Annotated in this window: 21 protein-coding genes and 2 riboswitches; of the genes, 13 read left to right on the top strand and 8 right to left on the bottom strand. The window is 71.4% G+C overall.

Annotation, left to right across the window (positions count from 1 at the left end):
• Positions 1 to 97: 97 nt before the first annotated feature.
• The 4 genes from ctaC to IE332_RS10055 all read left to right on the top strand — a co-directional run bounded on the left by ctaC (position 98) and on the right by IE332_RS10055 (position 4,565).
• Entirely contained in the window at positions 98 to 952 is an 855-nt protein-coding gene (ctaC, locus tag IE332_RS10070; protein ID WP_189915179.1) for an aa3-type cytochrome oxidase subunit II, read from the top strand.
• Entirely contained in the window at positions 949 to 2,724 is a 1,776-nt protein-coding gene (gene ctaD, locus IE332_RS10065) for an aa3-type cytochrome oxidase subunit I (RefSeq protein WP_189915177.1), read from the top strand. The genes ctaC and ctaD overlap by 4 nt, the downstream gene beginning before the upstream one ends.
• On the top strand, positions 2,724 to 3,140 hold the full coding sequence (locus IE332_RS10060) for a cytochrome c oxidase subunit 4 (RefSeq protein ID WP_189915175.1): 417 nt from the start codon (positions 2,724 to 2,726) through the stop codon (positions 3,138 to 3,140). Before ctaD ends, IE332_RS10060 begins: the two co-directional genes overlap by 1 nt.
• Before the next feature lie 168 nt (positions 3,141 to 3,308).
• Complete coding sequence (locus tag IE332_RS10055; protein ID WP_189915173.1) at positions 3,309 to 4,565, top strand: L,D-transpeptidase; 1,257 nt, start codon at positions 3,309 to 3,311, stop codon at positions 4,563 to 4,565.
• Positions 4,566 to 4,597: 32 nt separating this feature from the next.
• On the opposite strand, the gene IE332_RS10050 is transcribed toward IE332_RS10055, so the two are convergent.
• The 5 genes from IE332_RS10050 to ctaE form a co-directional block, all read right to left on the bottom strand.
• Positions 4,598 to 4,969 (bottom strand): GntR family transcriptional regulator, encoded by a 372-nt coding sequence (locus IE332_RS10050; protein ID WP_189915171.1) that lies wholly within the window; start codon positions 4,967 to 4,969, stop codon positions 4,598 to 4,600.
• 109 nt (positions 4,970 to 5,078) lie between these two features.
• Positions 5,079 to 6,737 carry a cytochrome bc1 complex cytochrome b subunit gene (gene qcrB, locus IE332_RS10045; RefSeq protein ID WP_189915169.1) on the bottom strand — a complete coding sequence of 553 codons (1,659 nt, stop codon included), beginning with the start codon at positions 6,735 to 6,737 and terminating at the stop codon, positions 5,079 to 5,081.
• The gene (gene qcrA / locus IE332_RS10040) at positions 6,734 to 7,786 is read right to left on the bottom strand and encodes a cytochrome bc1 complex Rieske iron-sulfur subunit (protein ID WP_189915167.1); all 1,053 of its coding nucleotides are present in this window, start codon (positions 7,784 to 7,786) and stop codon (positions 6,734 to 6,736) included. Before qcrA ends, qcrB begins: the two co-directional genes overlap by 4 nt.
• Before the next feature lie 8 nt (positions 7,787 to 7,794).
• A complete protein-coding gene (gene qcrC, locus IE332_RS10035) occupies positions 7,795 to 8,604 on the bottom strand; it encodes a cytochrome bc1 complex diheme cytochrome c subunit (RefSeq protein WP_189915165.1) in 810 nt (269 codons plus the stop codon).
• 187 nt (positions 8,605 to 8,791) lie between these two features.
• The gene (gene ctaE, locus IE332_RS10030; RefSeq protein WP_097238232.1) at positions 8,792 to 9,412 is read right to left on the bottom strand and encodes an aa3-type cytochrome oxidase subunit III; all 621 of its coding nucleotides are present in this window, start codon (positions 9,410 to 9,412) and stop codon (positions 8,792 to 8,794) included.
• Between the two features lie 395 nt (positions 9,413 to 9,807).
• Here ctaE and IE332_RS10025 point away from each other — a divergent pair, with 395 nt between their 5' ends.
• The 3 genes from IE332_RS10025 (at position 9,808) to IE332_RS10015 (ending at position 13,209) form a co-directional block, all read left to right on the top strand.
• Complete coding sequence (locus IE332_RS10025) at positions 9,808 to 10,233, top strand: response regulator (RefSeq protein ID WP_189915158.1); 426 nt, start codon at positions 9,808 to 9,810, stop codon at positions 10,231 to 10,233.
• A gap of 119 nt (positions 10,234 to 10,352) precedes the next feature.
• Positions 10,353 to 11,429, top strand: coding sequence for an anthranilate phosphoribosyltransferase (trpD, locus tag IE332_RS10020; RefSeq protein ID WP_189915156.1), 1,077 nt, complete (start codon positions 10,353 to 10,355; stop codon positions 11,427 to 11,429).
• Positions 11,430 to 11,675: 246 nt separating this feature from the next.
• Positions 11,676 to 11,794: riboswitch (SAM riboswitch) on the top strand.
• A 50-nt stretch (positions 11,795 to 11,844) separates the two neighbouring features.
• The gene (locus IE332_RS10015) at positions 11,845 to 13,209 is read left to right on the top strand and encodes an aminotransferase class V-fold PLP-dependent enzyme (RefSeq protein ID WP_189915155.1); all 1,365 of its coding nucleotides are present in this window, start codon (positions 11,845 to 11,847) and stop codon (positions 13,207 to 13,209) included.
• A 33-nt stretch (positions 13,210 to 13,242) separates the two neighbouring features.
• Here the strand turns inward: IE332_RS10015 and IE332_RS10010 are convergent, their stop codons facing one another.
• Both IE332_RS10010 and IE332_RS10005 read right to left on the bottom strand, forming a co-directional pair.
• Complete coding sequence (locus tag IE332_RS10010; protein ID WP_189915153.1) at positions 13,243 to 13,524, bottom strand: Lrp/AsnC family transcriptional regulator; 282 nt, start codon at positions 13,522 to 13,524, stop codon at positions 13,243 to 13,245.
• 41 nt (positions 13,525 to 13,565) lie between these two features.
• Complete coding sequence (locus tag IE332_RS10005) at positions 13,566 to 14,348, bottom strand: rhomboid family intramembrane serine protease (RefSeq protein ID WP_189915151.1); 783 nt, start codon at positions 14,346 to 14,348, stop codon at positions 13,566 to 13,568.
• Positions 14,349 to 14,549: 201 nt separating this feature from the next.
• Here IE332_RS10005 and IE332_RS10000 point away from each other — a divergent pair, with 201 nt between their 5' ends.
• The 6 genes from IE332_RS10000 (at position 14,550) to IE332_RS09975 (ending at position 21,798) form a co-directional block, all read left to right on the top strand.
• Positions 14,550 to 14,813 carry a hypothetical protein gene (locus IE332_RS10000; RefSeq protein ID WP_189915149.1) on the top strand — a complete coding sequence of 88 codons (264 nt, stop codon included), beginning with the start codon at positions 14,550 to 14,552 and terminating at the stop codon, positions 14,811 to 14,813.
• Between the two features lie 340 nt (positions 14,814 to 15,153).
• Positions 15,154 to 16,464, top strand: a complete 1,311-nt coding sequence (locus IE332_RS09995; protein ID WP_189915430.1) for an NYN domain-containing protein — start codon at positions 15,154 to 15,156, stop codon at positions 16,462 to 16,464.
• Between the two features lie 200 nt (positions 16,465 to 16,664).
• Positions 16,665 to 17,702, top strand: a complete 1,038-nt coding sequence (locus IE332_RS09990) for a C40 family peptidase (RefSeq protein ID WP_189915147.1) — start codon at positions 16,665 to 16,667, stop codon at positions 17,700 to 17,702.
• Positions 17,703 to 18,040: 338 nt separating this feature from the next.
• Positions 18,041 to 18,194, top strand: a riboswitch (cyclic di-AMP (ydaO/yuaA leader).
• Positions 18,195 to 18,204: 10 nt separating this feature from the next.
• Positions 18,205 to 19,326 (top strand): C40 family peptidase, encoded by a 1,122-nt coding sequence (locus IE332_RS09985; protein ID WP_189915145.1) that lies wholly within the window; start codon positions 18,205 to 18,207, stop codon positions 19,324 to 19,326.
• Positions 19,327 to 19,552: 226 nt separating this feature from the next.
• Complete coding sequence (locus IE332_RS09980; RefSeq protein ID WP_189915143.1) at positions 19,553 to 20,599, top strand: C40 family peptidase; 1,047 nt, start codon at positions 19,553 to 19,555, stop codon at positions 20,597 to 20,599.
• An 83-nt stretch (positions 20,600 to 20,682) separates the two neighbouring features.
• Positions 20,683 to 21,798: a hypothetical protein gene (locus tag IE332_RS09975; RefSeq protein WP_189915141.1), complete on the top strand. Its 1,116-nt coding sequence runs from the start codon at positions 20,683 to 20,685 to the stop codon at positions 21,796 to 21,798.
• A gap of 17 nt (positions 21,799 to 21,815) precedes the next feature.
• On the opposite strand, the gene IE332_RS09970 is transcribed toward IE332_RS09975, so the two are convergent.
• Positions 21,816 to 23,177, bottom strand: a complete 1,362-nt coding sequence (locus IE332_RS09970; protein ID WP_229928480.1) for a glycosyltransferase 87 family protein — start codon at positions 23,175 to 23,177, stop codon at positions 21,816 to 21,818.
• Positions 23,178 to 23,297 lie beyond the last annotated feature (120 nt).

Raw genomic sequence — 23,297 nt, 5'->3', positions numbered from 1 at the left:
TAAGCATTCAAACCGTGCCCGTGGACGGGTCGCCGTGGAGGCTCACACTCCTCCCCGGGGCGACGCGAAGGCGGGCGAGACTTCGGGAAGGCGCTACGTGAGTCCCAACGGCTCCGACCGCTCGCCGCGGCGCACGATGCGGCGGAAGCTGCCTCAGGCGCTGGCACTGGGCCTCGTCATCGCGACCGCCACCGGCTGCTCGGCCAACGACCTCCCCAGGCTTGGCCTCCCGAGCCCCGTCACCAAGGAAGGGCCGATGGTCCTCCAGATGTGGCAGGGGTCCTGGATCGCGGCGCTGGTGGTCGGCGTACTGATGTGGGGTCTGATCATCTGGAGCGTGATCTTCCACCGGCGCAAGCGCACCGGCGTGGAGATCCCCCCGCAGACCCGGTACAACGTGCCCATCGAGGCGCTCTACACCGCGGTCCCCATCATCATCGTCTCGGTGCTCTTCTACTTCGTCGCCCGCGACGAGAACAAGCTGACGCACGTCTCCGAGAAGCCGCAGCACTACGTCAACGTGGTCGGCTTCCAGTGGAGCTGGGCGTTCAACTACGAGAACACCGAGACCCCTGACCCGGCCAACAAGGACGCCGCGTACGAGGTCGGCACCCCCAAGGACGTGCCGACGCTCTGGCTGCCGGTCAACGAGACGGTGCAGTTCCGTCTGACCTCGCGTGACGTCATCCACGACTTCTGGCCCGTCAACTTCATGATGAAGATGGACGTCGTGCCGGGCGTGGTGAACAAGTTCGAGGTCACCCCGACCGTCAAGGGCGAGTACATGGGCAAGTGTGCCGAGCTCTGCGGCACCGACCACTCGCGCATGCTGTTCAACGTCAAGGTCGTCGACCGCGCCGACTACGACAAGCACCTGGCCGAGCTTCGCGCCAAGGGTCAGAACGGTGCGGTGCCCTCCGGCCTCATCACCATGGGAAGTGAAGAGAAGTGACCATCCTCAACGAGCCCGCCGCGGCCGGCGGGGGCGCCGAGGCCGTCACGGTCGGGGCGCAGCGGACCCGGAAGCCGGGTTCGACCATCATCAAGTGGTTGACGACCACTGACCACAAGACGATCGGCACCCTGTACCTGGGCACGTCGTTCGCCTTCTTCCTGATCGGCGGCATCCTCGCCCTGGTCATGCGCGCCGAGCTGGCTCGTCCCGGGACCCAGATCCTGTCGAACGAGCAGTTCAACCAGGCGTTCACGATGCACGGCACGATCATGCTGCTGATGTTCGCGACGCCGCTGTTCGCCGGCTTCGCCAACTGGATCATGCCGCTGCAGATCGGCGCCCCGGACGTGGCCTTCCCGCGTCTGAACATGTTCGCGTACTGGCTGTACCTCTTCGGTTCGACCATCGCGGTGGCGGGCTTCCTGACTCCGAACGGCGCTGCCAACTTCGGTTGGTTCGCCTACTCCCCGCTGTCGGACGCGGTGCACTCGCCGGGCATCGGCGGCGACATGTGGATCATGGGCCTGGCCTTCTCCGGCTTCGGCACGATCCTCGGTGCGGTCAACTTCATCACCACGATCATCTGCATGCGCGCCCCCGGCATGACGATGTTCCGGATGTCGATCTTCGTCTGGAACGTCCTGCTGACCTCGGTGCTGGTCCTGCTGGCCTTCCCGGTCCTGGCCGCCGCGCTGTTCGCCCTGGAGGCCGACCGCAAGTTCGGTGCCCACGTCTTCGACCCGGCCAACGGCGGGGCGATGCTCTGGCAGCACCTGTTCTGGTTCTTCGGCCACCCCGAGGTGTACATCATCGCGCTGCCGTTCTTCGGTATCGTCTCGGAGATCATCCCGGTCTTCAGCCGCAAGCCGATGTTCGGCTACTCCGGCCTGATCGCGGCCACCATCGCGATCGCCGGCCTGTCGGTGACGGTGTGGGCGCACCACATGTACGTCACCGGGCAGGTGCTGCTGCCGTTCTTCTCCTTCATGACCTTCCTGATCGCGGTCCCGACCGGGGTGAAGTTCTTCAACTGGGTCGGCACCATGTGGAAGGGCTCGCTGAGCTTCGAGACCCCGATGCTCTGGACGGTCGGCTTCCTGGTCACCTTCCTCTTCGGTGGTCTGACCGGTGTCCTGCTGGCCTCCCCGCCGATCGACTTCCACGTCTCGGACTCGTACTTCGTCGTCGCCCACTTCCACTACGTGGTCTTCGGCACCGTCGTCTTCGCGATGTTCGCCGGCTTCCACTTCTGGTGGCCGAAGATGACCGGCAAGATGCTGGACGAGCGCCTCGGCAAGATCACCTTCTGGACGCTGTTCTTCGGCTTCCACACCACCTTCCTGGTGCAGCACTGGCTCGGCGCGGAGGGCATGCCCCGCCGCTACGCCGACTACCTGGCCTCGGACGGCTTCACCACCCTGAACACCGTCTCGACCATCGGCTCCTTCGTGCTCGGCCTGTCGATCCTGCCGTTCCTCTACAACGTCTGGAAGACCGCCAAGTACGGCGAGAAGGTCACCGTGGACGACCCGTGGGGCTTCGGCCGTTCGCTGGAGTGGGCGACCTCCTGCCCGCCGCCGCGGCACAACTTCCTCACGCTGCCCCGGATCCGCTCCGAATCCCCGGCCTTCGACCTCCACCACCCGGAGATCGCCGCGCTGGACTACCTGGAGAACCACGGTGAGCCGGCCAAGCACCTCGCCGGTGTGACCCCGGCGAAGTACGACGCCCCGAAGCTGGGCAAGGGCAAGCAGGAGGGTGACGCCTGATGAAGGAACAGGGAAAGATCTTCCTGGGCCTGTCGGTCTTCGTGCTGGCGATGGCCATCACGTACGGCCTGTGGACCAACAACTCGGGCCCGGGCCTGGAGGCCGCCGGTACCACGGCGCTGTTCCTCGCCTTCGCCCTGTGCGCCTTCATCGGGTACTACCTCGCCTTCACCGCCCGCCGGGTGGACAGCGGCGCGGGTGACAACCCCGAGGCCGAGGTCGCGGACGACTCCGGCGAGCTGGGCTTCTTCGCCCCGCACAGCTGGCAGCCGCTCTCGCTGGCGCTCGGTGGCGCGCTCGCCTTCCTGGGCGTGATCTTCGGCTGGTGGCTGATGTTCTGGGCCGCCCCGATCATCATGATCGGCATCTTCGGATGGGTCTTCGAGTTCTACCGGGGCGAGAACCAGAACCAGTAGGGTTCCGCAACCGACACCAGGGCCGGTCCTCCCGCACGGGGGGACCGGCCCTGGCGCGTCCGCGGGGTGACGCCTCACTCGGCCGGGTGAACGGGGGGTCGCTCGGATGTCGCTTCGGCACCAGGCGTTCCTACGATCTGATCAATCGTGCGAACCCCGGAGGCGGTCATGGCCGACAGGCGCGGAATCGCGGGTATCGGCGGCATCTCGCTGGCCCTCGCAGTGCTGGCCCCGCTGGCCGCCTGCTCGTCCGGCGGGGAGGAGTCGGCCGGGCCGCACCGGATCGACGCGGCCCCGCTGGTCCACCTCTCGGCGGACGGCAGGACCGATCCCTCCCAGCCGGTCACCGTGACGGCCGTCGAGGGCAGCCGGCTCACCGACGTCACCGTGGTGGGCCCGGACGGCCGGGTGGTCGCGGGCCGGCTCGCCGACGACCAGCGCAGCTGGCAGACCACCGGCCGGCTGAAGGCCGGCACCGCGTACTCCGTCCGGGTCTCCGCCGACGACGGCAAGGGCGGCCGGGGCGACACCACCCAGAACTTCTCCACCCTCGCCGCCCAGCGCCTGCTCACCGCCAAGCTCGGCCCGGACTCCTCCGGCAGCGGGGTCTACGGGGTGGGCCAGCCGCTCACCGTGCAGCTCTCCGAGGCGGTGAAGGACCCGCAGGCCCGTCAGGAGGTCGAGCAGGCCCTGACCGTGACCTCCCAGCCCGCCGTCACCGGCGCCTGGTACTGGGTGGACGACAAGAACCTGCACTTCCGCCCGGAGGAGTACTGGCCGGCCGGGACGACCGTCGCGCTGGCCTTCGACGGCACCGGCAGCCGGATCGCCGACGGCCTCTACGGCGGCGACCGCAGCTCGCTGCGGATCCGGATAGGCGAGCGGGTCGAGTCGGTGGTCGACGCGGCCACCCACGAACTCACCCTCAAGCGCGACGGCGAGGTCGTCCGGACGATCCCGGTCACCACCGGCAAGCCCGGCTTCGACACCCGCAACGGCGTCAAGGTGGTGCTCGGCCAGGAGAAGTCCGTCCGGATGAACGGCGAGACCATCGGCATAGCCGCCGGCAGCACGGAGGCCTATGACCTCGACGTGCTGTGGGCCACCCGGGTGACCTGGAGCGGGGAGTACGTCCACGCGGCGCCCTGGTCGGTCGGCTCGCAGGGCTACGAGAACGTCAGCCACGGCTGTACCGGCATGAGCACCGAGAACGCCAAGTGGTTCTACGACAACACCCGGGTGGGGGACCTGGTGACGGTGGTGAACAGCCACGGCGCCACGATGGAGCCGTTCGGCAACGGCTTCGGGGACTGGAACGTCACCTGGACGGACTGGGTCAAGCACAGCGCCGCCGGACAGCCCCTCAGCACCACCGCACCGGCCGCCCAGGCCCCGGCCGCCGGGATGATCCGCCCGGAGGTCTGAGCCCCCGCAGACCCCCCTCAGGCCCCTCGTCGTCAGCCTTCGGGGTAGGCCAGCCCCAGGGCGGTGACGACCGCTGCCAGGGCGTCCGCGTGGGAGAGCCCGAGGCGCTCGGCGCGCTCGGCGTACTCGGCGGCGGCCGCGGCGGCCAGCCGGTGCGCGGTGTCCCCGGCGGCGGCGATCAGGGTGCCGCGCCGGCCGTGGGTCTCCACCACGCCGTCGGCCTCCAGCTCCCGGTACGCCCGGGCGACGGTGCCGGCGGCCAGCCCCAGCTCCTCGGCCAGCGCCCGGACGGTGGGCAGCTTCAGCCCGGTCGGCAGCTCCCCGGTGCGGGCCCGCTCGGCGATCTGGGCGCGGATCTGCTCGTACGGGGGAGTGGCGGACGCGGGGTCGACGGAGAGCTGCACGGGGGCTCCAGGGGCGCGGCGGGTACGGGCTGGCGGATGCGGGAAAGGCCGAGGGCCGCCGACCAGATGAACTCTGGTCAGCGGCCCTCGGGGTGACGCGGGTACGGGATCAGTGGTGGCCGTGGCCGCTGGTGATCTCGTGGTGCTCCTCGGCGGTGGGCTTGGGGATCTGGCTGCCCTCGCCGTAGAAGCCGCGGGACAGCTTGGCCCGGGTGCGGGTGAGGGCGCCGGCCTTGCGGGCCACGCCGTTCTCGTCCGTCTGGGCCGGCAGCTCGACCGGCTGGGTCTGCTCGTGCGCGGTGAGCTTGAACAGGTCCTTCTGCGGCAGCTGCGCGTGGACCTCGACGAACTCGCCGTGCGGCAGGCGCTTGATGACGCCCGTCTCGCGGCCGTGCAGCACCTTCTCCTTGTCACGGCGCTGGAGGCCGAGGCACCAGCGCTTGGTGATGATGAAGACGATGACCGGCACCGCGAAGAAGCCGACGCGGACGAAGTAGGTGATCGAGTTGATCGACAGGTGCAGGTGGGTGGCGAACAGGTCGTTGCCACCACCGACCAGCAGGACCAGGTAGAGGCTGATCCAGGCGGCACCCAGGGCGGTGCGGACCGGGGCGTTGCGCGGGCGGTCCAGGATGTGGTGCTCGCGCTTGTCGCCGGTGATCCAGCCCTCGATGAAGGGGTAGACCGCGATCGCGACCAGGACCAGCGGGAAGATCATCAGCGGGACGAAGACACCCAGGTTCAGGGTGTGGCCCCACAGGCTGATCTCCCAGCCCGGCATGACACGGATCAGGCCCTCGGAGAAGCCCATGTACCAGTCGGGCTGGGCGTCCGTGGACACCTGGTCCGGACGGTACGGGCCGTACGCCCAGATCGGGTTGATCGAGGCGATCGCCGAGATGGCGGAGATCAGACCGAAGACCAGGAAGAAGAAGCCACCGGCCTTGGCCATGTAGACCGGCATCAGCGGCATGCCGACGACGTTCTTCTCGGTCTTGCCCGGGCCCGCCCACTGGGTGTGCTTGTGGTAGAAGACCAGGATCAGGTGCGCCACCAGCAGGCCGAGCATGATGCCCGGGATCAGCAGCACGTGGATGGTGAAGAACCGCGGGATGATGTCGTGGCCGGGGAACTCGCCGCCGTACAGGAACATCTGCAGGTAGGTGCCGACCAGCGGGACGGCGAGGATCGCGCCTTCCATGAAGCGGATACCGGTACCCGACAGCAGGTCGTCCGGCAGCGAGTAGCCGAAGAAGCCGTCGAACATGCCCAGGACCAGCAGCAGGAAGCCGAAGACCCAGTTGATCTCGCGGGGCTTGCGGAACGCGCCGGTGAAGAACACGCGCATCATGTGCACGAGCATCGCGGCCACGAAGACCAGCGCGGCCCAGTGGTGGATCTGACGGATCAGCAGGCCGCCGCGGACCTCGAAGCTGATGTCGAGCGTCGACGCGTAGGCCTCGGACATGCCGATGCCCTTGAGCGGGACGTACGACCCGTTGTAGATCACCTCGCCCATGGAGGGCTTGAAGAACAGCGTCAGGTAGACGCCGGTCAGGATGATGATCACGAACGAGTAGAGGCAGATCTCGCCCAGCATGAAGGACCAGTGGTCCGGGAAGATCTTGCGGAGGTTGGCCTTGGCCAGGGAGTAGATCCCCAGCCGGCCGTCCGTCCAGTCAGCGGCGGCTTCCCACTTGTTGGCGGGCTTGTCGCGCGTGCTGGAGGGCTTGGCGGCACCGGTCGTGGTGCTGCTCGCGCTACTCATCGAGCACGCTCCCAGAAGCTCGGGCCGACGGGCTCGGCGAAGTCGCCGGTGGCGACCAGGTTGCCCTTTTCGTCAGTGGTGATCTTCAGCTGCGGCAGCGGGTGGCCGGCCGGGCCGAAGATGACGCGCGCGCCATCCGCCAGGTCGAAGGTCGACTGGTGGCAGGGGCAGAGCGCGTGGTGGGTCTGCTGCTCGTACAGGCTGATCGGGCAGCCGACGTGGGTGCAGATCTTGGAGTAGGCGAGGATGCCCTCGAAGCCCAGCTCCTTGGACTTGTCGTCCTTGATGTCGTCCGGCGCGATGCGGACCAGCATCAGGGCGTCCTTGGCGATGCGCTGCTGGAAGTCCTCGTCGTGGGTCGACAGGCCCTCCGGCATGGCGAAGGTCAGCGACCCGATGATGACGTCCTCGGGCTTCATCGGCTGCATGGTGTTCATGTTGACGAGCTGCAGCGGCTTGGTCTCCGTCGCCTCCTTCCAGCCGGTCTCCTGGAGCTTCTTCTCCGGGAGCGGGCCGAGGTCGCGGAGCAGGACCACGCCGGACAGCGGGACCAGGGCCATCGAACCGATGAGGGTGTTGCGGATCATCTTGCGGCGACCGAAGCCGGACTCCGCGGCACCGGTCTTGAACTGCTCGATGACGTCCGCGCGGACCTCGTCGGAGGCCTCGATCGGGTGACGCTCGGCCGGCAGCTCGACGTCCGACATCAGGGTGCGGGCCCAGTGGACCGCGCCCGCGCCGATCATGAAGAGGGCGACGCCCAGGGTCAGGCCCAGCGCGAAGTTCAGCGCGCTGACCTTGCCCAGCGGGAAGATGTAGACGATCTTGTCCGGGTCGATGGCCACGTACGAGGCGATGAAGCCCACGGTGGCGAGCATCGAGATCACGAACATCAGCGAGACCTGGCGCTCGGCGCGCGAGGCGGCCTTCTCGTCGATGTCGGTGCGACGGGGCTCGTGGGCCGGCAGGCCCGGGTCGGCGAACGGGTTGCCGTGCTCGGCCACCTCGCCGGCGGAGCCGTGCGACTCCGGGAGCTTCTCTTCTGACATGTCGTGGCTCATGACTTCTTGGCCTTGGTGGTGTGGGCGGCGACCCAGATCGCGACCGCGATGAGCGTGCCGAGCCCGAAGATCCAGCCGAACAGGCCCTCGGTCACCGGACCGAGGCTGCCGAGCGTGAGACCACCGGGGTTGGGCTCATCGGAGGTGGTGTGGCGGACGAAGGCCACGATCTGCTTCTTCTGCTCCTCGGGCATGGTGGTGTCCGGGAACGACGGCATGTTCTGCGGGCCGGTCTGCATGGCCTCGTAGATGTGCTTGGCGTCCACGCCCTCCAGCGACGGGGCGTACTTGCCCTTGGTCAGGGCACCGCCCTGGCCGGCGAAGTTGTGGCACTGGGCGCAGTTGGTGCGGAACAGCTCGCCACCCTTGGAGATGTCCTCGGGGTTGGTCGAGGTGTACTGCTCCTCCTTCGGGGTCACCGGGCCGGGGCCGAGAGAGGCGACGAAGGCGGCGAGCTGGTCGATCTCCGCCTGCGTGTAGATGTTCTTCTTGCGCGGCACCTGGGCGCCGGGCTGCTGGGCCGGCATGCGGCCGGTGCCGACCTGGAAGTCGACGGAGGCGGAGCCGACGCCGACCAGGCTCGGACCGTCACTGCTGCCCTGGCCGTTCAGGCCGTGGCAGGAGGAGCAACCGACGGCGAAGAGCTTCTTGCCCTCATCGATCGCGAGCGACTGCGCGGCGACGTCGGCCTGCGCCTTGTCGGCGGGCGCGAACGCGGCGTACAGCCCCCCGGTTGCCGCCAGGGCGAGAAGTAGGACGACCAGCGCCGCCAATGGGTGGCGCCGTCGTGCGGAGAGCTTTTTCACGGAATAACCCCGGTGTCAGGATCTGGTCGACTGGTGGGTGCACCCGGCGGCCGGTCTGGCCGGCACGAGGCTGCCTGTCTAGGGCTGCGCGCGCGGTCGGTCGGTGGGAGCGTCGGCACCGGCAGAAGCGGCCCGTCGCCGGTGAGGGCGGGGGCCGCAGCCGGTGGCCAGCGACCTGATCAGCTGGTTACTTGATCAGGTAGATGGTCGCGAACAGGCCGATCCACACGACGTCGACGAAGTGCCAGTAGTACGACACGACGATCGCGGCGGTGGCCTGCTCGTGCGTGAAGCGCTTGGCTGCGTACGTCCGTCCCAGGACCAGCAGGAAGGCGATCAGACCACCCGTCACGTGCAGGCCGTGGAAGCCGGTGGTCAGGTAGAACACCGTGCCGTACGGGTCGGAGGACAGGGACAGGCCGTCCTCCTTGACCAGCGCGGTGTACTCGTACACCTGGCCGCCGATGAAGATCGCGCCCATTGCGAACGTGAGGATGAACCACGCCCGGAGCTTCTTCACGTCACCGCGCTCGGCAGCGAACACACCGAGCTGGCAGGTCAGCGAGGAGAGCACCAGGATCGTGGTGTTGACCGAGGAGAACGGCACGTTGAGCGCGTGGGCCTTCTCGGTCCAGAACTCGGCTCCCTTGACGGAGCGGAGCGTGAAGTACATCGCGAAGAGGGCCGCGAAGAACATCAACTCGGAACTGAGCCAGACGATCGTTCCGACGCTGACCATGTTCGGCCGGTTGACCGATCCGTGCGCGTGCCCGGTTTCTACTGCTGTTGCTGTCGCCACGACGGACATTATGTCGGTCCCTTATTCCGTCTTCACGCCGGGGGGTGTCCCTCGGAGTGTCCGGTGCGTGCGGTATGCCCGCTTGAGGGGTGGCGGGGTGCCCGGACGGGGGTTGAGCAGCGGCGTGTCCCTTTTCTGACGGTTCCTCTGAGGGGTCCACGACCCCGTTGCCCGGCGCGTCGTTGCACGGTCGGCGTAGCCGCAGGAGGTAAGGGCGGGGAGCCGGGGTCGGCCGTACGGGGGAACGGGCGGTTCCGGGTGACGGCCCCTCCGCCAGCCGGGTGAGCCCCGGGCGCGGCGGCTTGAGCGGGAACGTGCGCGAGGGGGACTCGGCGGCGGGTGATCGGGAGTAGCATCCGGATCAGGCGAACGTGGTCCGGATCACACTTGAGGGAGCAGGGTCCATGGCGTACACGACCGATGAGACGCTCACCGTCCTCGTCTACAGCGACGACCGCAACACCCGCGAGCAGGTGCTGACGGCGCTCGGCCGTCGGCCCGCCGAGGATCTTCCGGAGCTGTCCTACCTGGAGTGCGCGACCACCCCCGCGGTGCTCAAGGCGCTGGAGAAGGGCGGCGTGGACCTCTGCGTGCTGGACGGCGAGGCCGTCCCGGCCGGCGGGCTGGGGCTCGGGCGTCAGCTGAAGGACGAGATCTACGGCTGCCCGCCGGTGCTGGTGCTGATCGGCCGGCCGCAGGACTCCTGGCTCGCCGCCTGGAGCAGGGCCGATGCCGCGATCTCCCACCCGGTGGACCCGGTGGCGCTGGCCGAGGCGGTCGCCACCCTGCTCCGGGCCCGGCTGGCGAAGCGGGCGCCGGCCACTCGTTGACCTGCGTTATTTCAGTAGGAGAGAAGACGGGGCCGTAGGCACCCGCCGCTCGATAGGCTGGCTCCATCCGTACGGACGTCCCCCGGGAGCGGGGGAACCGACAACAGCTGGAGTCAGCCATGGTGAACGTGAACCCTGCGAACGGCGGTAGCGACCCCGCGCAGGTGGTCCGCTCCTGGCCGGACCTCCTGACGGCGCTGTTGAAGGGGGAGGACCTCGACCGCTCGTCCACCGCGTGGGCGATGGACCGGATCATGAGCGGCGAGGCGTCCCCCGCGCAGGTGGCCGGGTTCATGATCGCGCTGCGGGCCAAGGGCGAGACGGTCGACGAGGTCACCGGTCTGGTGGACGCGATGTACGCGCACGCCGAGCCGCTGCACATCCCCGGCCCGGCGGTGGACATCGTCGGCACCGGCGGGGACCGGGCGAAGACCGTCAACATCTCCACGATGTCGGCGATCGTCGCCGCGGCGGCCGGCGCCAAGGTGGTCAAGCACGGCAACCGGGCCGCCTCCTCGTCCAGCGGGTCCTCCGACGTGCTGGAGAAGCTCGGCATCGCACTGGACCTGTCCGCCCGGCGGGTCGCCGAGGTGGCCGAGGAGGTCGGGCTCACCTTCTGCTTCGCGGCGAAGTTCCACCCCTCGATGCGGCACGCGGCCACCGCCCGGCGTGACCTCGGGGTGCCGACCGCGTTCAACCTCCTCGGCCCGCTGACCAACCCGGCCAAGGTCACCTCCCACGCCGTCGGCTGCTTCGACACCCGGCTCGCCGGGCTGATCGCCGGCGTCCTCGCCCGGCGCGGCTCGACCGCGCTGGTCTTCCGCGGCGACGACGGACTGGACGAGCTGACCACCGCCACCACCTCGCGGGTGTGGGTGGTGCGCGACGGGGTGGTCACCGAGACCTCCTTCGACCCGCGGGACGTCGGCATCGAGCTGGTCGGCATCGAGGCGCTGCGCGGCGGGGACCCGGCGTACAACGCCGAGGTCGCGCGCCGTCTGCTGGCGGGGGAGCGCGGGCCGGTGCGGGACGCCGTCCTGCTGAACACGGCGGCGGCGCTGGTCGCGCTCGACCTGGGCGAGGCACCGCTGGCGGAGCAGCTCGCGGCGGGCATGGTGCGGGCCGCGGAGGCCATCGACTCGGGCGCCGCGCAGGAGCTGCTGCGCCGCTGGTCGGACGCCACCACCCGCGGCTGAGACGGCAGTCGGGAGCCCGTACCGGTACGCCGGTGCGGGCTTCCGTGCTCTGAGCCGAAGGGGCCGCCCCGAGCCGAAGGGGCGCGCCGGTGCCGAAAGTTGAGGAGCGACAAGCGAGGGACGAGCGCCGGAGCGACGAGCGTCGGCGCCGGGTCGGAGCGCCCCGGAGGCGAGCGGGCGAAGGCGCCGTCCGGATGGTGGATGCCTGTTTGACCACCCGGCGGACGCGACCTAGAGTCTTCGGCAGGTCATGAGTGACAGCGCAAAGCCCCAGCTCGCTGTCCGGCAACCCTCCGTCCGTGGCGGGGTGCCCTGGGTGAGGACCGGGTCGTCACGGCATGCCGTCCGTGCGACAAGCGCGGACGCCCGACGACTGACACTCCCGGGGTCCCAGACCTCGAAGGAGTGCATCCTCATGTCCCTTTCTACCGAAATCCGCACCCCGCTCGCCGTCCTCGGTGCCGACGTCCAGGTCCCGCTCGTCAACGGTGAGAAGGTCGGCTACGCGGCGCTCGACTACGCGGCCAGTTCGCCCGCGCTGCAGCGGGTGTGGGACGACGTCGCCGCCTACGCCCCGTACTACGGCAGCGTGCACCGCGGTGCCGGGTACCTCTCGCAGCTCTCCACCGACCTGTTCGAGCAGAGCCGCCGCACCGTCGGCGAGTTCCTCGACCTGCGCGAGGGCGACCAGGTGGTCTTCACCCGGGCCACCACCGACTCGCTCAACCTGCTGGCCTCCGCCGTCCCGGCCGGCACCCGGGTGTTCGCCTTCGAGACCGAGCACCACGCCTCGCTGCTGCCCTGGGCGCACGCCGGACTGGCCGTCACCTACCTGCGCGCGCCGCGTTCGCGGGCCGAGGCGGTGGCCGCCCTGGACGCGGCGCTCGCCGGGGCGCCCGAGGGCCCGAAGCTGCTGTGCGTCACCGGCGCCTCCAACGTGACCGGCGAGCTGTGGCCGGTGGCCGAACTGACCGCGACCGCGCACCGGCACGGCGCCCGGGTGGTCCTGGACGCCGCCCAGCTGGCCCCGCACCACCGGGTCTCGGTGCGCGAACTGGACGTCGACTGGATCGCGTTCTCCGGCCACAAGATCTACGCGCCGTTCGGCGCCGGGGTGCTGGCCGGCCGGGCGGACTGGCTGGACGAGGCGGAACCGTACCTGGCCGGCGGCGGGGCGACCCGCACGGTGGCCCGGGAGACGGACGGCTCGGTGGCCGTGCAGTGGCACACCGGACCGGCCCGGCACGAGGCCGGTTCGCCGAACGTCATCGGCGCCTACGCGATCGCCTCCGCCTGCCGGGCGCTGGGCGAGGCGGGCTTCGACGCGCTGGAGGCCCGGGAGCGGCAGCTGGTCGACCGGCTGACCGCGGGGCTGGCGGAGATCCCGCAGGTCAAGGTGCTCAACCTGTTCGGGGAGGGCTCGGCGCGGGTCGGCGTGCTGTCCTTCGTCGTCCGGGGCTGGAACAGCTCGCACTTCTCGGCCGCGCTGTCCGCCGAGTACGGCATCGGGGTGCGCGACGGCCTGTTCTGCGCCCACCCGCTGGTGCGGACCCTGCTCGGGGACGAGGACGTGGCCCCGTCCGAGTGCGGCGCGCCGGAGCCGTCGCTGCCGGGCGAGCGCAGCCTGAACGCGATCCGGGTGAGCTTCGGCGCCGGGACCCCGGACGAGCACGTCGACCGCTTCCTGACCGCCGTCCGCGAGCTGGTCACGGACGGCGCGGCGTGGAACTACCGCAACGAGGGCGGCCGTTGTGTGGCCGACACGCGCCGGGAGGGCTGAGCCGGGCTCCCCGCCGGTCGGTGCCGGTCGTCACTACTCGTCCAGGCCGAGGGCGAAGGCGGCTTCCAGGTCGTGCTGGGAGTAGGTGCGGAAGGCGATCTGGGTCTCGGTGTGCGCCACGCCCGGGACCTTGTTGAGCCGGCCGGGGATGACCTCGGCCAGGTCGTCGTGACGGCGCACCCGGACCATCGCCACCAGGTCGTAGCCGCCGGTCACCGAGTACACCTCGCTGACCCCCTCGATGGAAGCGATGGCCTCGGCGATCTCCGGGATGCGGTCGACACTGGTCTTGATCAGGACGATGGCGGTGATCACTGTTCGGGCTCCTTTGTGAGGTGCCGCCAGCGTATCGGGCGTCAGCCGGGTCGTCGCGGGGGGTGGCGGACCACGGTGCAGGCGTAGAGGAAGCCGGCCGAGAAGCCGATCACGTGGACCAGGTAGGCCACCCCCGGGCCCGCCGAGTGCACCGACCACCACTGCAGCGCGAACCAGAGGCCCAGCACCAGCCAGGCCGGGAAGCGCAGCGGCAGGAAGAGCAGCAGCGGGACGAGGGTCGTCACCCGGGCCCGGGGGTGGAAGCGCAGATAGGCGCCCAGGACGCCGGAGATCGCGCCGGAGGCCCCGATGAGCACCCGGGTCGAGTCCGGCGAGTGCGCCTCGGCGAGCGCGAAGCCGTACGCGGCCAGACTGCCGGCGGCCAGGTAGAAGACGGCGTACCGGGCCCGGCCCAACCGGCGTTCGACGGTGGGGCCGAAGACGTGGAGGAAGAGCAGGTTGCCCAGCAGGTGCAGCCAGCCGGCGTGCAGGAAGAGGCCGGTGAGGGCGGACAGCGCCGGGTGCTTGCCCGGGGTCGGGGCGGCCGGGCAGCCGGGGACGGGGTCGGGGGCCTCGGCCAGCTGTTCGGCGGTCAGCGTCCGTCCGCTCAGCAGTTCGGCCGGGACGGCGCCCCAGCGCTGTTCGTACCGCTGCTCCGCGCAGACCCGGGCCTGGCCGGTGCCGTACAGCGGATTGAGGCCGGCGGCCGGGCCGAGCAGGAAGACCAGGGTGTTGACCGCGATCAGGGCGTAGGTGACCGCCGGGGCGGGCGCGTCCGGCCGGCCGCCCCGCTCGGCGGTGTGGTCGGGGGCCGCGAGCGCCATGCGGCCAAGCATCCCTCCGGGCGCCGCAGGTGACACGGCGGTTTACGGCAGGTGGACTAGCCCCGCTATTCCGCTGACCGGTGGTCGTGGTGGTTGCCCCAGGCAATAGGCTTGGGGCGGGCAATCCCGCCTCCCGCCGCCGATGCCGGGGCTCCGGGGGGAGCGCCTAGCCCACGAAGGGACCACCCGAGAGGACCCCCGATGACCGTCCCCGCTCTGACCGCCGAGACGCGCTGGCGCTGCACCCTGTGCGGAAACCTCACCCGGTTCGACGTGACCCGCACCGCGCGGGTGACCGAGTTCCTGCACTTCGACCTGGCCGGCGACTCCAAGGTCGAGGAGACCGAGGTGCTGAGCGAGACCGTCGAGTCGGTGCGCTGCCGCTGGTGCAACGCCGTGGACCAGGTCGAACTGGTGGCCCGTCCGGGCGCCGAGGGCGTGGAGGCCCCGGCCGAGCAGGGCTGACCCCCGCAGCTTCGGCGGGCGGTGCGCGGCGCGCCCGTCCGCCGCACGGGACAATGACAGAGAACAAGACGTACGGAGCGTGACGACAGGGGGCGGTCGCGGCCGTACCCCGCCGGAGAACAGGATCGGAGCCGAGGACGTGGTGGACGCAGCGAAGGAGCCCGGCGAAGCGCAGGGGCTTCGGCCCGCTGCGCAGGCGCCGGAGGCCGGGACGGGCCCGGCGGGGAGCGCCGCGTCCGGAGCCGTCGGGTCCGAGGGCGCCGGGAGTGTCGAGGGTGCAGCGGAGGTCCCGGCCTCCGGGGACGTCGAGCACGCCGCCGGCTCCGAGCCGGAGCGGGTCGTGGAGAAGCTGGACCGGCCGCTGCCCGAGGGGGTGCGCCGGCGGGTGGTCGGGCTGGCCTCGGACGCGCTGGGCGGACTGCCGCCGGGCGAGCTCCCGCAGAGCCTGCGTCAGTACGTGAAGTTCACCCCCGCGCGGCGGGCCAAGTACGCGGCCACCGCGCTGGCGGCCGCGCTGGAGGCGGAGCCGGCGTTCCGGGTGCGGATAGCGGAGCGGCTGCGGCTGGGGCAGCCGGACCTGGTGCGGGCGCTGGAGTCGGGCAGTGTCCCGGGCGCCGCCGATCCGATGGACGTCGCGGCCGCGGCCTACCTGGTGCGCTCGGCGGGCTGGAGCCGGCTGGTCGCCGAGGCCGGCGAGGAGGCCGAGCGGGCCGGGGCCGAGGACGCGGTCGCGGAGGCGGCCCGGCTGGTGGAGAAGCTGCAGGCCGAGCTGGCCGAGGTGCGCTCCGCCGCGCGGGCGGACCTGGAGCGGCAGCGCGCGGAGTTCGAGGGCGTCCGGCGGGAGGCCGAGTCGCTGCGCAAGAAGGTGCGGTCGCTGGAGAGCGACACCCGCCGGGCGCAGGCCGAGACGCGCCGGGTGGTCGGGGAGCTGGAGGCCGTGAAGGCCCAGGGCGCGGCCGAGCGCGGCGCGGCCGAGACCGAGGCGCGGCGGCTCAGGCACCGGGTCTCCGAGCTGGAGAACGCGGCCGAGCAGGGCAAGCGGTCGGCCCGCGAGGGGCGCAGCGTCGAGGACATGCGGCTGCGGCTGCTGCTGGACACCGTGCTGCAGTCGGCCCAGGGGCTGCAGCGGGAGCTGGCGCTGCCGGTCTCCCAGATCCGCCCGGCGGACCTGGTGGAGGCGGTGGTGCCGGGGGCGGCCTCGCCGCACGACGTGGCGCGGCGCGGGCTGGCCGAGGACGACCCGGCGCTGCTGGACCAGCTGCTGGCGATCCCGCAGGTGCACCTGGTGGTGGACGGCTACAACGTGACCAAGACCGGCTATCCGACGCTGCCGCTGGAGCAGCAGCGGATCCGGCTGCTGGGCGGGCTGGCGATGCTGGCCCAGCGCACGCAGGCGGAGGTCACCTGTGTGTTCGACGGGCAGGACCTGGACGTCCCGGTGATCATGGCGCCGCCGCGCGGGGTCCGGGTGCGGTTCAGCCGGACCGGGGAGACGGCGGACGAGCTGATCCGCCGTCTGGTGCGGGCCGAGCCGCAGGGCCGTCCGGTGGTCGTGGTCTCGGCCGACCGGGAGGTCGCGGAGGGCGTGCGGAAGGCGGGCGCGCGCCCGGTGGCCTCGGTGCTGCTGCTGAACCGGCTGTCGCGGCCCTGAGTGCGGACCGGGCGGAATGCGGCCTGGTCAGCGTCGTTTCCGCGATGGTGTGCGGGTCCCGTGAAGTCAGTGTGGGAAACGGAGTTCACGCCTACGGGGGAGTAGCAAAACGGATAGATCTTCACTAGGGTCTGGCGTCAAACCTATTTTCCGGAATCTCATCAGATCAGGTGAGTCCGATGGAAGAAGGAGCTGCTCCCTTGGCCTCCCACCGCCGTCCGAAGCAGGCGAGCCGCGCCCGGGTCTCCGTGCTCACCGCTGCCGCTGCGACCGCGGTCGCCCTCTCCGCCCAGGTCGCCGCGCACGCCGCGCCGCAGCCGAACAAGACGGACGTCAAGGCGCAGATCGACCAGCTCCAGGAGGAGCAGGAGCAGGCGGCGGAGAAGTACAACGGCGCCAAGGAGCGGGCCGACCAGCTGCGCAAGCAGGCCGACCAGCTGCAGGACCAGGTGGCCCGGGGTCAGGAGCAGATGACCCAGCTCCAGGTCGGCCTGGCCGAGGTGGCGGGCGAGCAGTACCGCACCAACGGCATCGACCCGTCCGTCCAGCTGATGCTCTCCTCCGACCCGTCGGGCTACCTGGACAAGGCCTCCACCGTCCAGCAGGCCAGCACCACCCAGGCCGAGGCGCTCAAGTCGCTGCTGGACCAGCAGCGCCGGCTGGACCAGGAGAAGACCGAGGCGGCCGCCGTGCTGGCCTCGCTCGACACCACCACCAAGGACCTGAACCAGGCCAAGTCGGACGTCAACACCAAGCTGAAGGCCGCCCAGGACCTGCTGAACTCGCTCAGCGCCGCCGAGCGCAACGCCCTGAAGGCCCAGCAGGCGCAGGACGAGCGCGCCTCCCGCGGCAGCGAGCGGGTCGACCTGAGCAACCTGCCGCCGGCCAGCGGCTACGCGGCGGTGGCCCTCGCCAAGGCGATGAGCAAGCAGGGCTCGCCGTACGTGTGGGGCGCCACCGGTCCGAGCACCTTCGACTGCTCGGGCCTGATGGTCTGGGCGTACGGCCAGGCGGGCGTCTCGCTGCCGCGCACCTCCCAGGAGCAGGGCCACTACGGGACCCGGGTGCCCTCGATGGACCAGGCCCAGCCCGGCGACCTGGTGATCTACGGCGGCGACATGCACCACGTCGGGATGTACATCGGCAACGGCATGGTGGTCCACGCGCCGCACACCGGTGACGTCGTGAAGGTGATGAAGGCCGACGCGATGCCGATCAACACCATCCGCCGGGTCTGACGGCCCGACACGCCGAAGGGGCCCCGTCCGGGCCCTGTGATCCGCGCCACCCTCCGACGGGGGTGGCGTTCGGGTTTTCGACCGCTTCGCGCTCAATGGGTGAGACCTGATCAGCCTTGCGTACGGCGGCGGTCACCAACGGTCATTTTCACAAAAGAACTTGGGTAATCTTCCGTCTTTTTTCTGACAAGGATTTGAACCGATCACGGTTCAGTTACTAGGGTCATGCTCCGAACCACCGCACTGTCGATCGCCCAGCCAGGGTGGCGGCGGTGGTTACCGCCGAGTTCGCGAGGCAGCGGGGCAGGACGAAGCGACTGCCCGACAGGGGAGCCCAGTGGTCGGGGGCGCTGCGCAGCGGAGCCGGGGAACCACGTTCCTCCGGGGTGAATCGGTGCCAGGTCGGCCGTTGCGACGGCCGTGAGGCGCCGTAGGGCATGCTTCCGGCCCGAACCCGTCAGCTCACCCGGTAGGCGGACGTAGGAAGAAGGAGTCCGCCTTCGTGGCGTCCCATCGTCGTCCCAAGCCAGCCGGCCGCGCCCGTGTCTCGATCCTGACCGGTGTCGCTGCCGCAGCCGTCGCCCTCTCCGCGCAGTCCGGCGCCCACGCCGACCCGCAGCCGACCAAGGACCAGGTCAAGGAGCAGGTCGACCAGCTCAACGAGCAGGCCGAGGTGGCGACCGAGCAGTACAACGCCGCCCAGGAGAAGCAGCAGGCCCTGGAGAAGCAGGTCGCCGGCCTGCAGGACCAGGTGGCCCGCCAGCAGGCCCAGGTGACCGACCTGCAGGGCGGCCTCGCCGAGATCGCCGGGGAGCAGTACCGCAACGGCGGCATATCCCCGACCGTCCAGCTGATGTTCTCGTCCAGCCCGGACACCTTCCTCACCCAGGCCGGTGCGCTGAACCAGGCCGGTGACACCCAGAAGAACCAGCTGAAGCAGCTCCAGGAGCAGCAGCGCAAGCTCGACCAGGACCGCTCCGAGGCCCAGGGCAAGCTCGCCGAGCTGGAGTCCACCACCACGCAGCTGAAGGCCTCCAAGGACGAGGTCCAGAACAAGCTGAAGGCGGCCCAGGACCTGCTCAACACCCTGACCGAGCAGGAGCGCCAGGCGCTGCGCGCGGCCGAGGAGAAGGCCGCCGCGGACGCCAAGGCCCAGGCCGACGCCGCGAAGGCCCAGCAGCAGGCCGCCGAGCGCGCCTCGCGCGACAACAGCCGCACCGACCTCGCGGCGCCCTCGTCCACGCCGGTCGCCAAGCTGCCCGCCGCCGGCAGCTCGCGCGGTGCCGCCGCGCTGTCGGCCGCCGCCTCCAAGGTCGGCAGCCCGTACGTGTGGGGCGCCACCGGCCCGAGCTCCTTCGACTGCTCCGGCCTGATGGTCTGGGCGTTCAACCAGGTCGGCGTCTCGCTGCCGCGCACCTCGCAGGACCAGGCCCACGCCGGCACCCGGATCGGCACCGACCTGTCCCAGGCCCAGCCCGGCGACCTGCTGATCTTCTACACCGACGCCCACCACGTCGGCATCTACGCGGGCAACGGCCAGGTGCTGCACGCGCCCAAGCCGGGCGCCTCGGTCCGCTACGAGGCCGTCACCAACATGCCGCTGTCCGGCATCGTGCGGGTCTGATCCCCGCTCCGCGCCTCCGGGCCCGGTCTTCCGTCACGGGAGGCCGGGCCTGCGGCTTTTCCGGCGGATCGGGCTGATGTCCGATTACGGGTCAAATATTCGGGTCCGGAGGGGTTTGGACTCGCTTGCCCGGACTCGCTAACGTCTGCCACCGGACTCCCGCTCCACGGCCGCCCGCAGTGGTGCGGCGGCGGGGGCCGCGACGCCGGATTGGAGCCGCTGCAGCATGCCCGTGCACCGCCGTTCCCAACTGCTCGCCCGCGCGCTGGTGCTGACGGCGGCGGCGACCACCGCGCTGGGCGTGGCGACCGGCGGCAGCGCCCAGGCCGCCCCCGGCAGCCCCGACCCGGCCGACCGCAAGGACGTCAAGGCGCAGGTGGAACAGCTCTACGACGAGGCCGAGCAGGCGTCGGAGAAGTCCAACGCGGCGCAGGAGGCCCAGCGGCGGCTCCAGGGCGAGACCACGATCCTGCAGGGCGAGATCGCCGTCGCCCAGGACCAGCTCAACGAGTTGCGCGGCGACCTGGCGACCGTGGCCGGGGCCGAGTACCGCGGCGGCGGGATGACCCAGACCGCCCAGCTGATGCTCTCCCCCGACCCGGAGGGCTACCTCGCCCGCGCCCGCGCCCTGGGCCAGGCCACCGAGCGGCAGCGGGAGACGCTGCACGAGCTGGTCACCCGTCAGCGCCGGCTCGACCAGCGGCGCACCGAGGCGACCGGCAAGCTCGCCGAACTGGACGAGGCCCGCCGCTCGCTCGCCGACAGCAAGCAGCAGATCCAGCAGCGGCTGGCCAAGGCGCAGAAGCTGCTGAACGGCCTGGGGGCGGCCGAGCGGGTCCGGATGGTCGCCCAGGACGCCAGGGACGCCGAGCAGCGCGCCACCCGCGGCACCGACCGGCTGGACCTCGGCTCCACCCCGCCCGCCTCCGAGCGGGGGGCCGCCGCGCTGGCCGCCGCGGTGCGGATGGTCGGCTCGCCGTACGTCTACGGGGCCACCGGGCCGCGCGCGTTCGACTGCTCCGGTCTGATGTACTACAGCTGGCGGCAGGCCGGAGTGACCCTGCCGCGCACCTCGCAGGCCCAGGCGTCCGCCGGCCAGCGGATCAACATCTCCGACGCGCGACCGGGAGACCTGGTGATCTTCTACCGGGACATGCACCACGTCGGCATGTACGCCGGCGGCGGCGTGATCGTGCACGCCCCCTACCCGGGCGCCAGGGTCCGCTACGAGAGCGTCAACGCCATGCCGATCTCAGGGGTGGTCAGGCTCTGAGCTCGCCGCCGTCCGACCCCCGCGACCCCCACCCGATAGCCCGGCCCCGCCGCGCGCTGTCCCGGCGGGGTGCGCTGCTGCTCGTGGCCGGCGGGCTGGCCCAGCTGTCGCTGCCGCCGGCCGCCCCGGCGGCACCCGCCCGGCAGGCCGCCGACCGGCGCGCCGAGGTGGCCGCGGCGCTGGCGGAGCGGGCGGCCTCGCTGTCCTCCCGGTCGGGGCTGCCGGTGGCCGAGGCCGGGTACCGCGACCTGGTGCTCGCCGCCGGCGGCGGCCCGGACCGGCTGACCGCCGCGGCCGACCTGGCGGTCCGGATCGCCGGGTACGACGACCACCCCGTGGTGTACCCGCGGCGGATCGAGCTGGCCCGGGCGGCGGACGGCTGGCGGGTCGAGCGCGAGGAGAGCGCGAGCGGGCCGCCGGCGCTGTGGGACTTCGGCCCGGTGCGCGCGGCGCCGGGCGCGCGCTGCCTGGTGCTCGCCTCCGCCGACGGCCCCGACCCGGCCGGGCTGGTCGAGGTGGGGGACCGGGCGGTGCCCGCCGTCGAGGAGCTCTGGGGCGGCGGCCGGCCCGGCCGGCTGCTGCTCGAACTGCCCGCCACCGAGGAGCGGTTCGCCCGGCTGCTGGAGGGCGACCCGGCGAGCTGGACGGACATGGCGGCGGTCACCGTGGCGGCCCCCGGCGCGCCCCGGAACACCCCGGCGGACCGGGTGCTGGTCAACCCCGAGGCGTACGGGCGGCTCAGCGCCTTCGGCCGGCAGGTGGTCATCACCCACGAGGCCACCCACGTCGCGACCAGGGCCGACACCCGGGCCTGGACACCGCTCTGGCTCTCCGAGGGCGTCGCCGACTGGACGGCCTACCGCGACTCCGGCCGCGGCCCGCGGCAGATCGCCCCCGAGCTGGCCCGGGACGTCGCCGCCGGGAAGGCCCCCACCGAGCTGCCCGAGGACCGGGACTTCACCGCCGGCGCCCCCGGCATCGCCCAGGCCTACGAGCAGTCCTGGCTGGCCTGCGAGCTGATCGCCCGCCGCTACGGGCCGCAGCGGCTGATCGCCTTCTACCGGGCGGTCGGCGCCGACGACGGGCAGGGCGAGGACCGCGAGCGCCGTACGGACCGGCTGCTCCGCGCCGAACTGGGCCTCGGCCTGGCCGAGTTCACCCGGCTCTGGCGGGAGGACGTGGCGGCGCTGAAGGACTGACTCTGGGCTGGGACGCGTCAGCGCCGCTGCTCGGCGGGCGCGCCGCCCGGGTGGTCGATGCCGTCCAGCAGGTCCTGCTCGTACGCGATGCCGGGGCGGACCGGGTAGCCGGCGGTGGGTTCGCGGTCCAGCACCACGGTCGGCGGCAGCGGCGCCTCGCCGCGGCTGGAGCGCCACAGCCGGACGCAGGAGAGCACGGCGGCGGCCAGCAGCAGCAGGTTGCGCGCGGCCAGGACGGCGATCGCGCCCGGGTCGCTGGCCAGGACCTGGGTGAACATCGTCGGGAACTCGACCAGCGTCAGCGGGCAGGCGAGCAGGATCAGCAGGGCCACCGGCCGCTGGCTGCTGCCGCGCACCGTCAGGCAGACCGCCGCGACGCCGACCAGCCAGACCAGGTACTGCGGGCTGATCACCCGGCTGGTCACCACGAAGATCAGCAGCGCGCACAGCGCCGCGTCGTACATGGTGGCCGCGTTGCGGCGCTTGGAGGTGAAGCGCCAGAACAGCAGCCAGAGGAAGCCCAGCACGGTGCCGGCCATCATCACCTTGCTGATCACGCCGACCCACGGCCCGAGCATCTCGGGGGAGCCGTAGTTCATGGTGACCCTGCCGTCCCAGCCCCCGGCGATCCGGGCCAGGTGCAGCGGCAGCGCGCCGACCGACTCGACCTCGATGCCGCGGTCCTTCTGGAAGGCCAGGAAGTCGAAGGCGCCGTTCATGCCCGCCGCGAGCAGGAAGCCGATCGAGACGGCGGTGGCCCCCGCGAGCGTCCAGGAACGGCGGGTGCGGCGGCCGGAGGGGGTGCCGATCAGGCCGAGCAGCGGCCAGACCTTGACGATGCCGCCCAGGCCCAGCAGCAGCCCGCCGACGGCCGGCCGGCGGATCAGCGCCAGCAGCCCGGCCAGCGCGACCGCGGTGACGATGACGTCGAAGCGGTTGTAGATCATCGGACCGAGCAGCGGGACGCCCACCACCCACATCCAGGCGCCGGTCAGCGCCCGGCCCCGGCGCAGGCCGGTGCGGACCAGCAGCGCGGCCGCGGCGGCGTCGGCGATCCCGCAGATCACCCAGAACGAGACCAGGTACGACCAGGGCAGCAGGCCCGGCAGCAGGATCACCAGGGCGGCGCCCGGCGGGTACTGCCAGGTCACGTCGTCGAACGGGAAGGTGCCGGTCTGCAGCACGCCGTACCAGGCGTGGTAGATCATCCACACGTCGGCGGTGACGTCACCGCCGGGCGACTTCAGCACACCGGTGATCAGCAGCACCAGCAGCGTCCGGGTGGCCACCCAGGTCGCGCCGAGAGCGGCGAGCGCCCCGAGCGGGCGGCCGAGCCGGCCGCGCGAAGAACCGGGCTCGGTGGCCGGGGCCAATTCCACTGCGCTCCCTCGTTCGTCTCGTACGTCCCCACCGGAGGCGTCGTACCGACGGACGCCCGGGCCACGCGCTGTCGCGGCCTAGGTACTAGGACTGACCCGGGGGTCAAACGGTTGCCGTGT

The sequence above is a fragment of the Kitasatospora xanthocidica genome (assembly GCF_014656195.1).
GTDB lineage: Bacteria > Actinomycetota > Actinomycetes > Streptomycetales > Streptomycetaceae > Kitasatospora > Kitasatospora xanthocidica.
This window is presented reverse-complemented; position numbering and strand designations above follow the sequence as displayed.

What these genes read in the sequence shown, in the direction of transcription:
- IE332_RS10025 (WP_189915158.1), top strand. Translation starts at nt 9,808, where the DNA reads ATGGCGTACACGACCGATGAGACGCTCACCGTCCTCGTCTACAGCGAC.
- IE332_RS10005 (WP_189915151.1), bottom strand. Translation starts at nt 14,348, where the DNA reads ATGGCGCTCGCGGCCCCCGACCACACCGCCGAGCGGGGCGGCCGGCCG.
- trpD (WP_189915156.1), top strand. Translation starts at nt 10,353, where the DNA reads ATGGTGAACGTGAACCCTGCGAACGGCGGTAGCGACCCCGCGCAGGTG.
- IE332_RS10000 (WP_189915149.1), top strand. Translation starts at nt 14,550, where the DNA reads ATGACCGTCCCCGCTCTGACCGCCGAGACGCGCTGGCGCTGCACCCTG.
- qcrA (WP_189915167.1), bottom strand. Translation starts at nt 7,786, where the DNA reads ATGTCAGAAGAGAAGCTCCCGGAGTCGCACGGCTCCGCCGGCGAGGTG.
- IE332_RS10015 (WP_189915155.1), top strand. Translation starts at nt 11,845, where the DNA reads ATGTCCCTTTCTACCGAAATCCGCACCCCGCTCGCCGTCCTCGGTGCC.
- IE332_RS09980 (WP_189915143.1), top strand. Translation starts at nt 19,553, where the DNA reads ATGCCCGTGCACCGCCGTTCCCAACTGCTCGCCCGCGCGCTGGTGCTG.
- IE332_RS10055 (WP_189915173.1), top strand. Translation starts at nt 3,309, where the DNA reads ATGGCCGACAGGCGCGGAATCGCGGGTATCGGCGGCATCTCGCTGGCC.
- qcrB (WP_189915169.1), bottom strand. Translation starts at nt 6,737, where the DNA reads ATGAGTAGCGCGAGCAGCACCACGACCGGTGCCGCCAAGCCCTCCAGC.
- ctaE (WP_097238232.1), bottom strand. Translation starts at nt 9,412, where the DNA reads ATGTCCGTCGTGGCGACAGCAACAGCAGTAGAAACCGGGCACGCGCAC.
- IE332_RS10060 (WP_189915175.1), top strand. Translation starts at nt 2,724, where the DNA reads ATGAAGGAACAGGGAAAGATCTTCCTGGGCCTGTCGGTCTTCGTGCTG.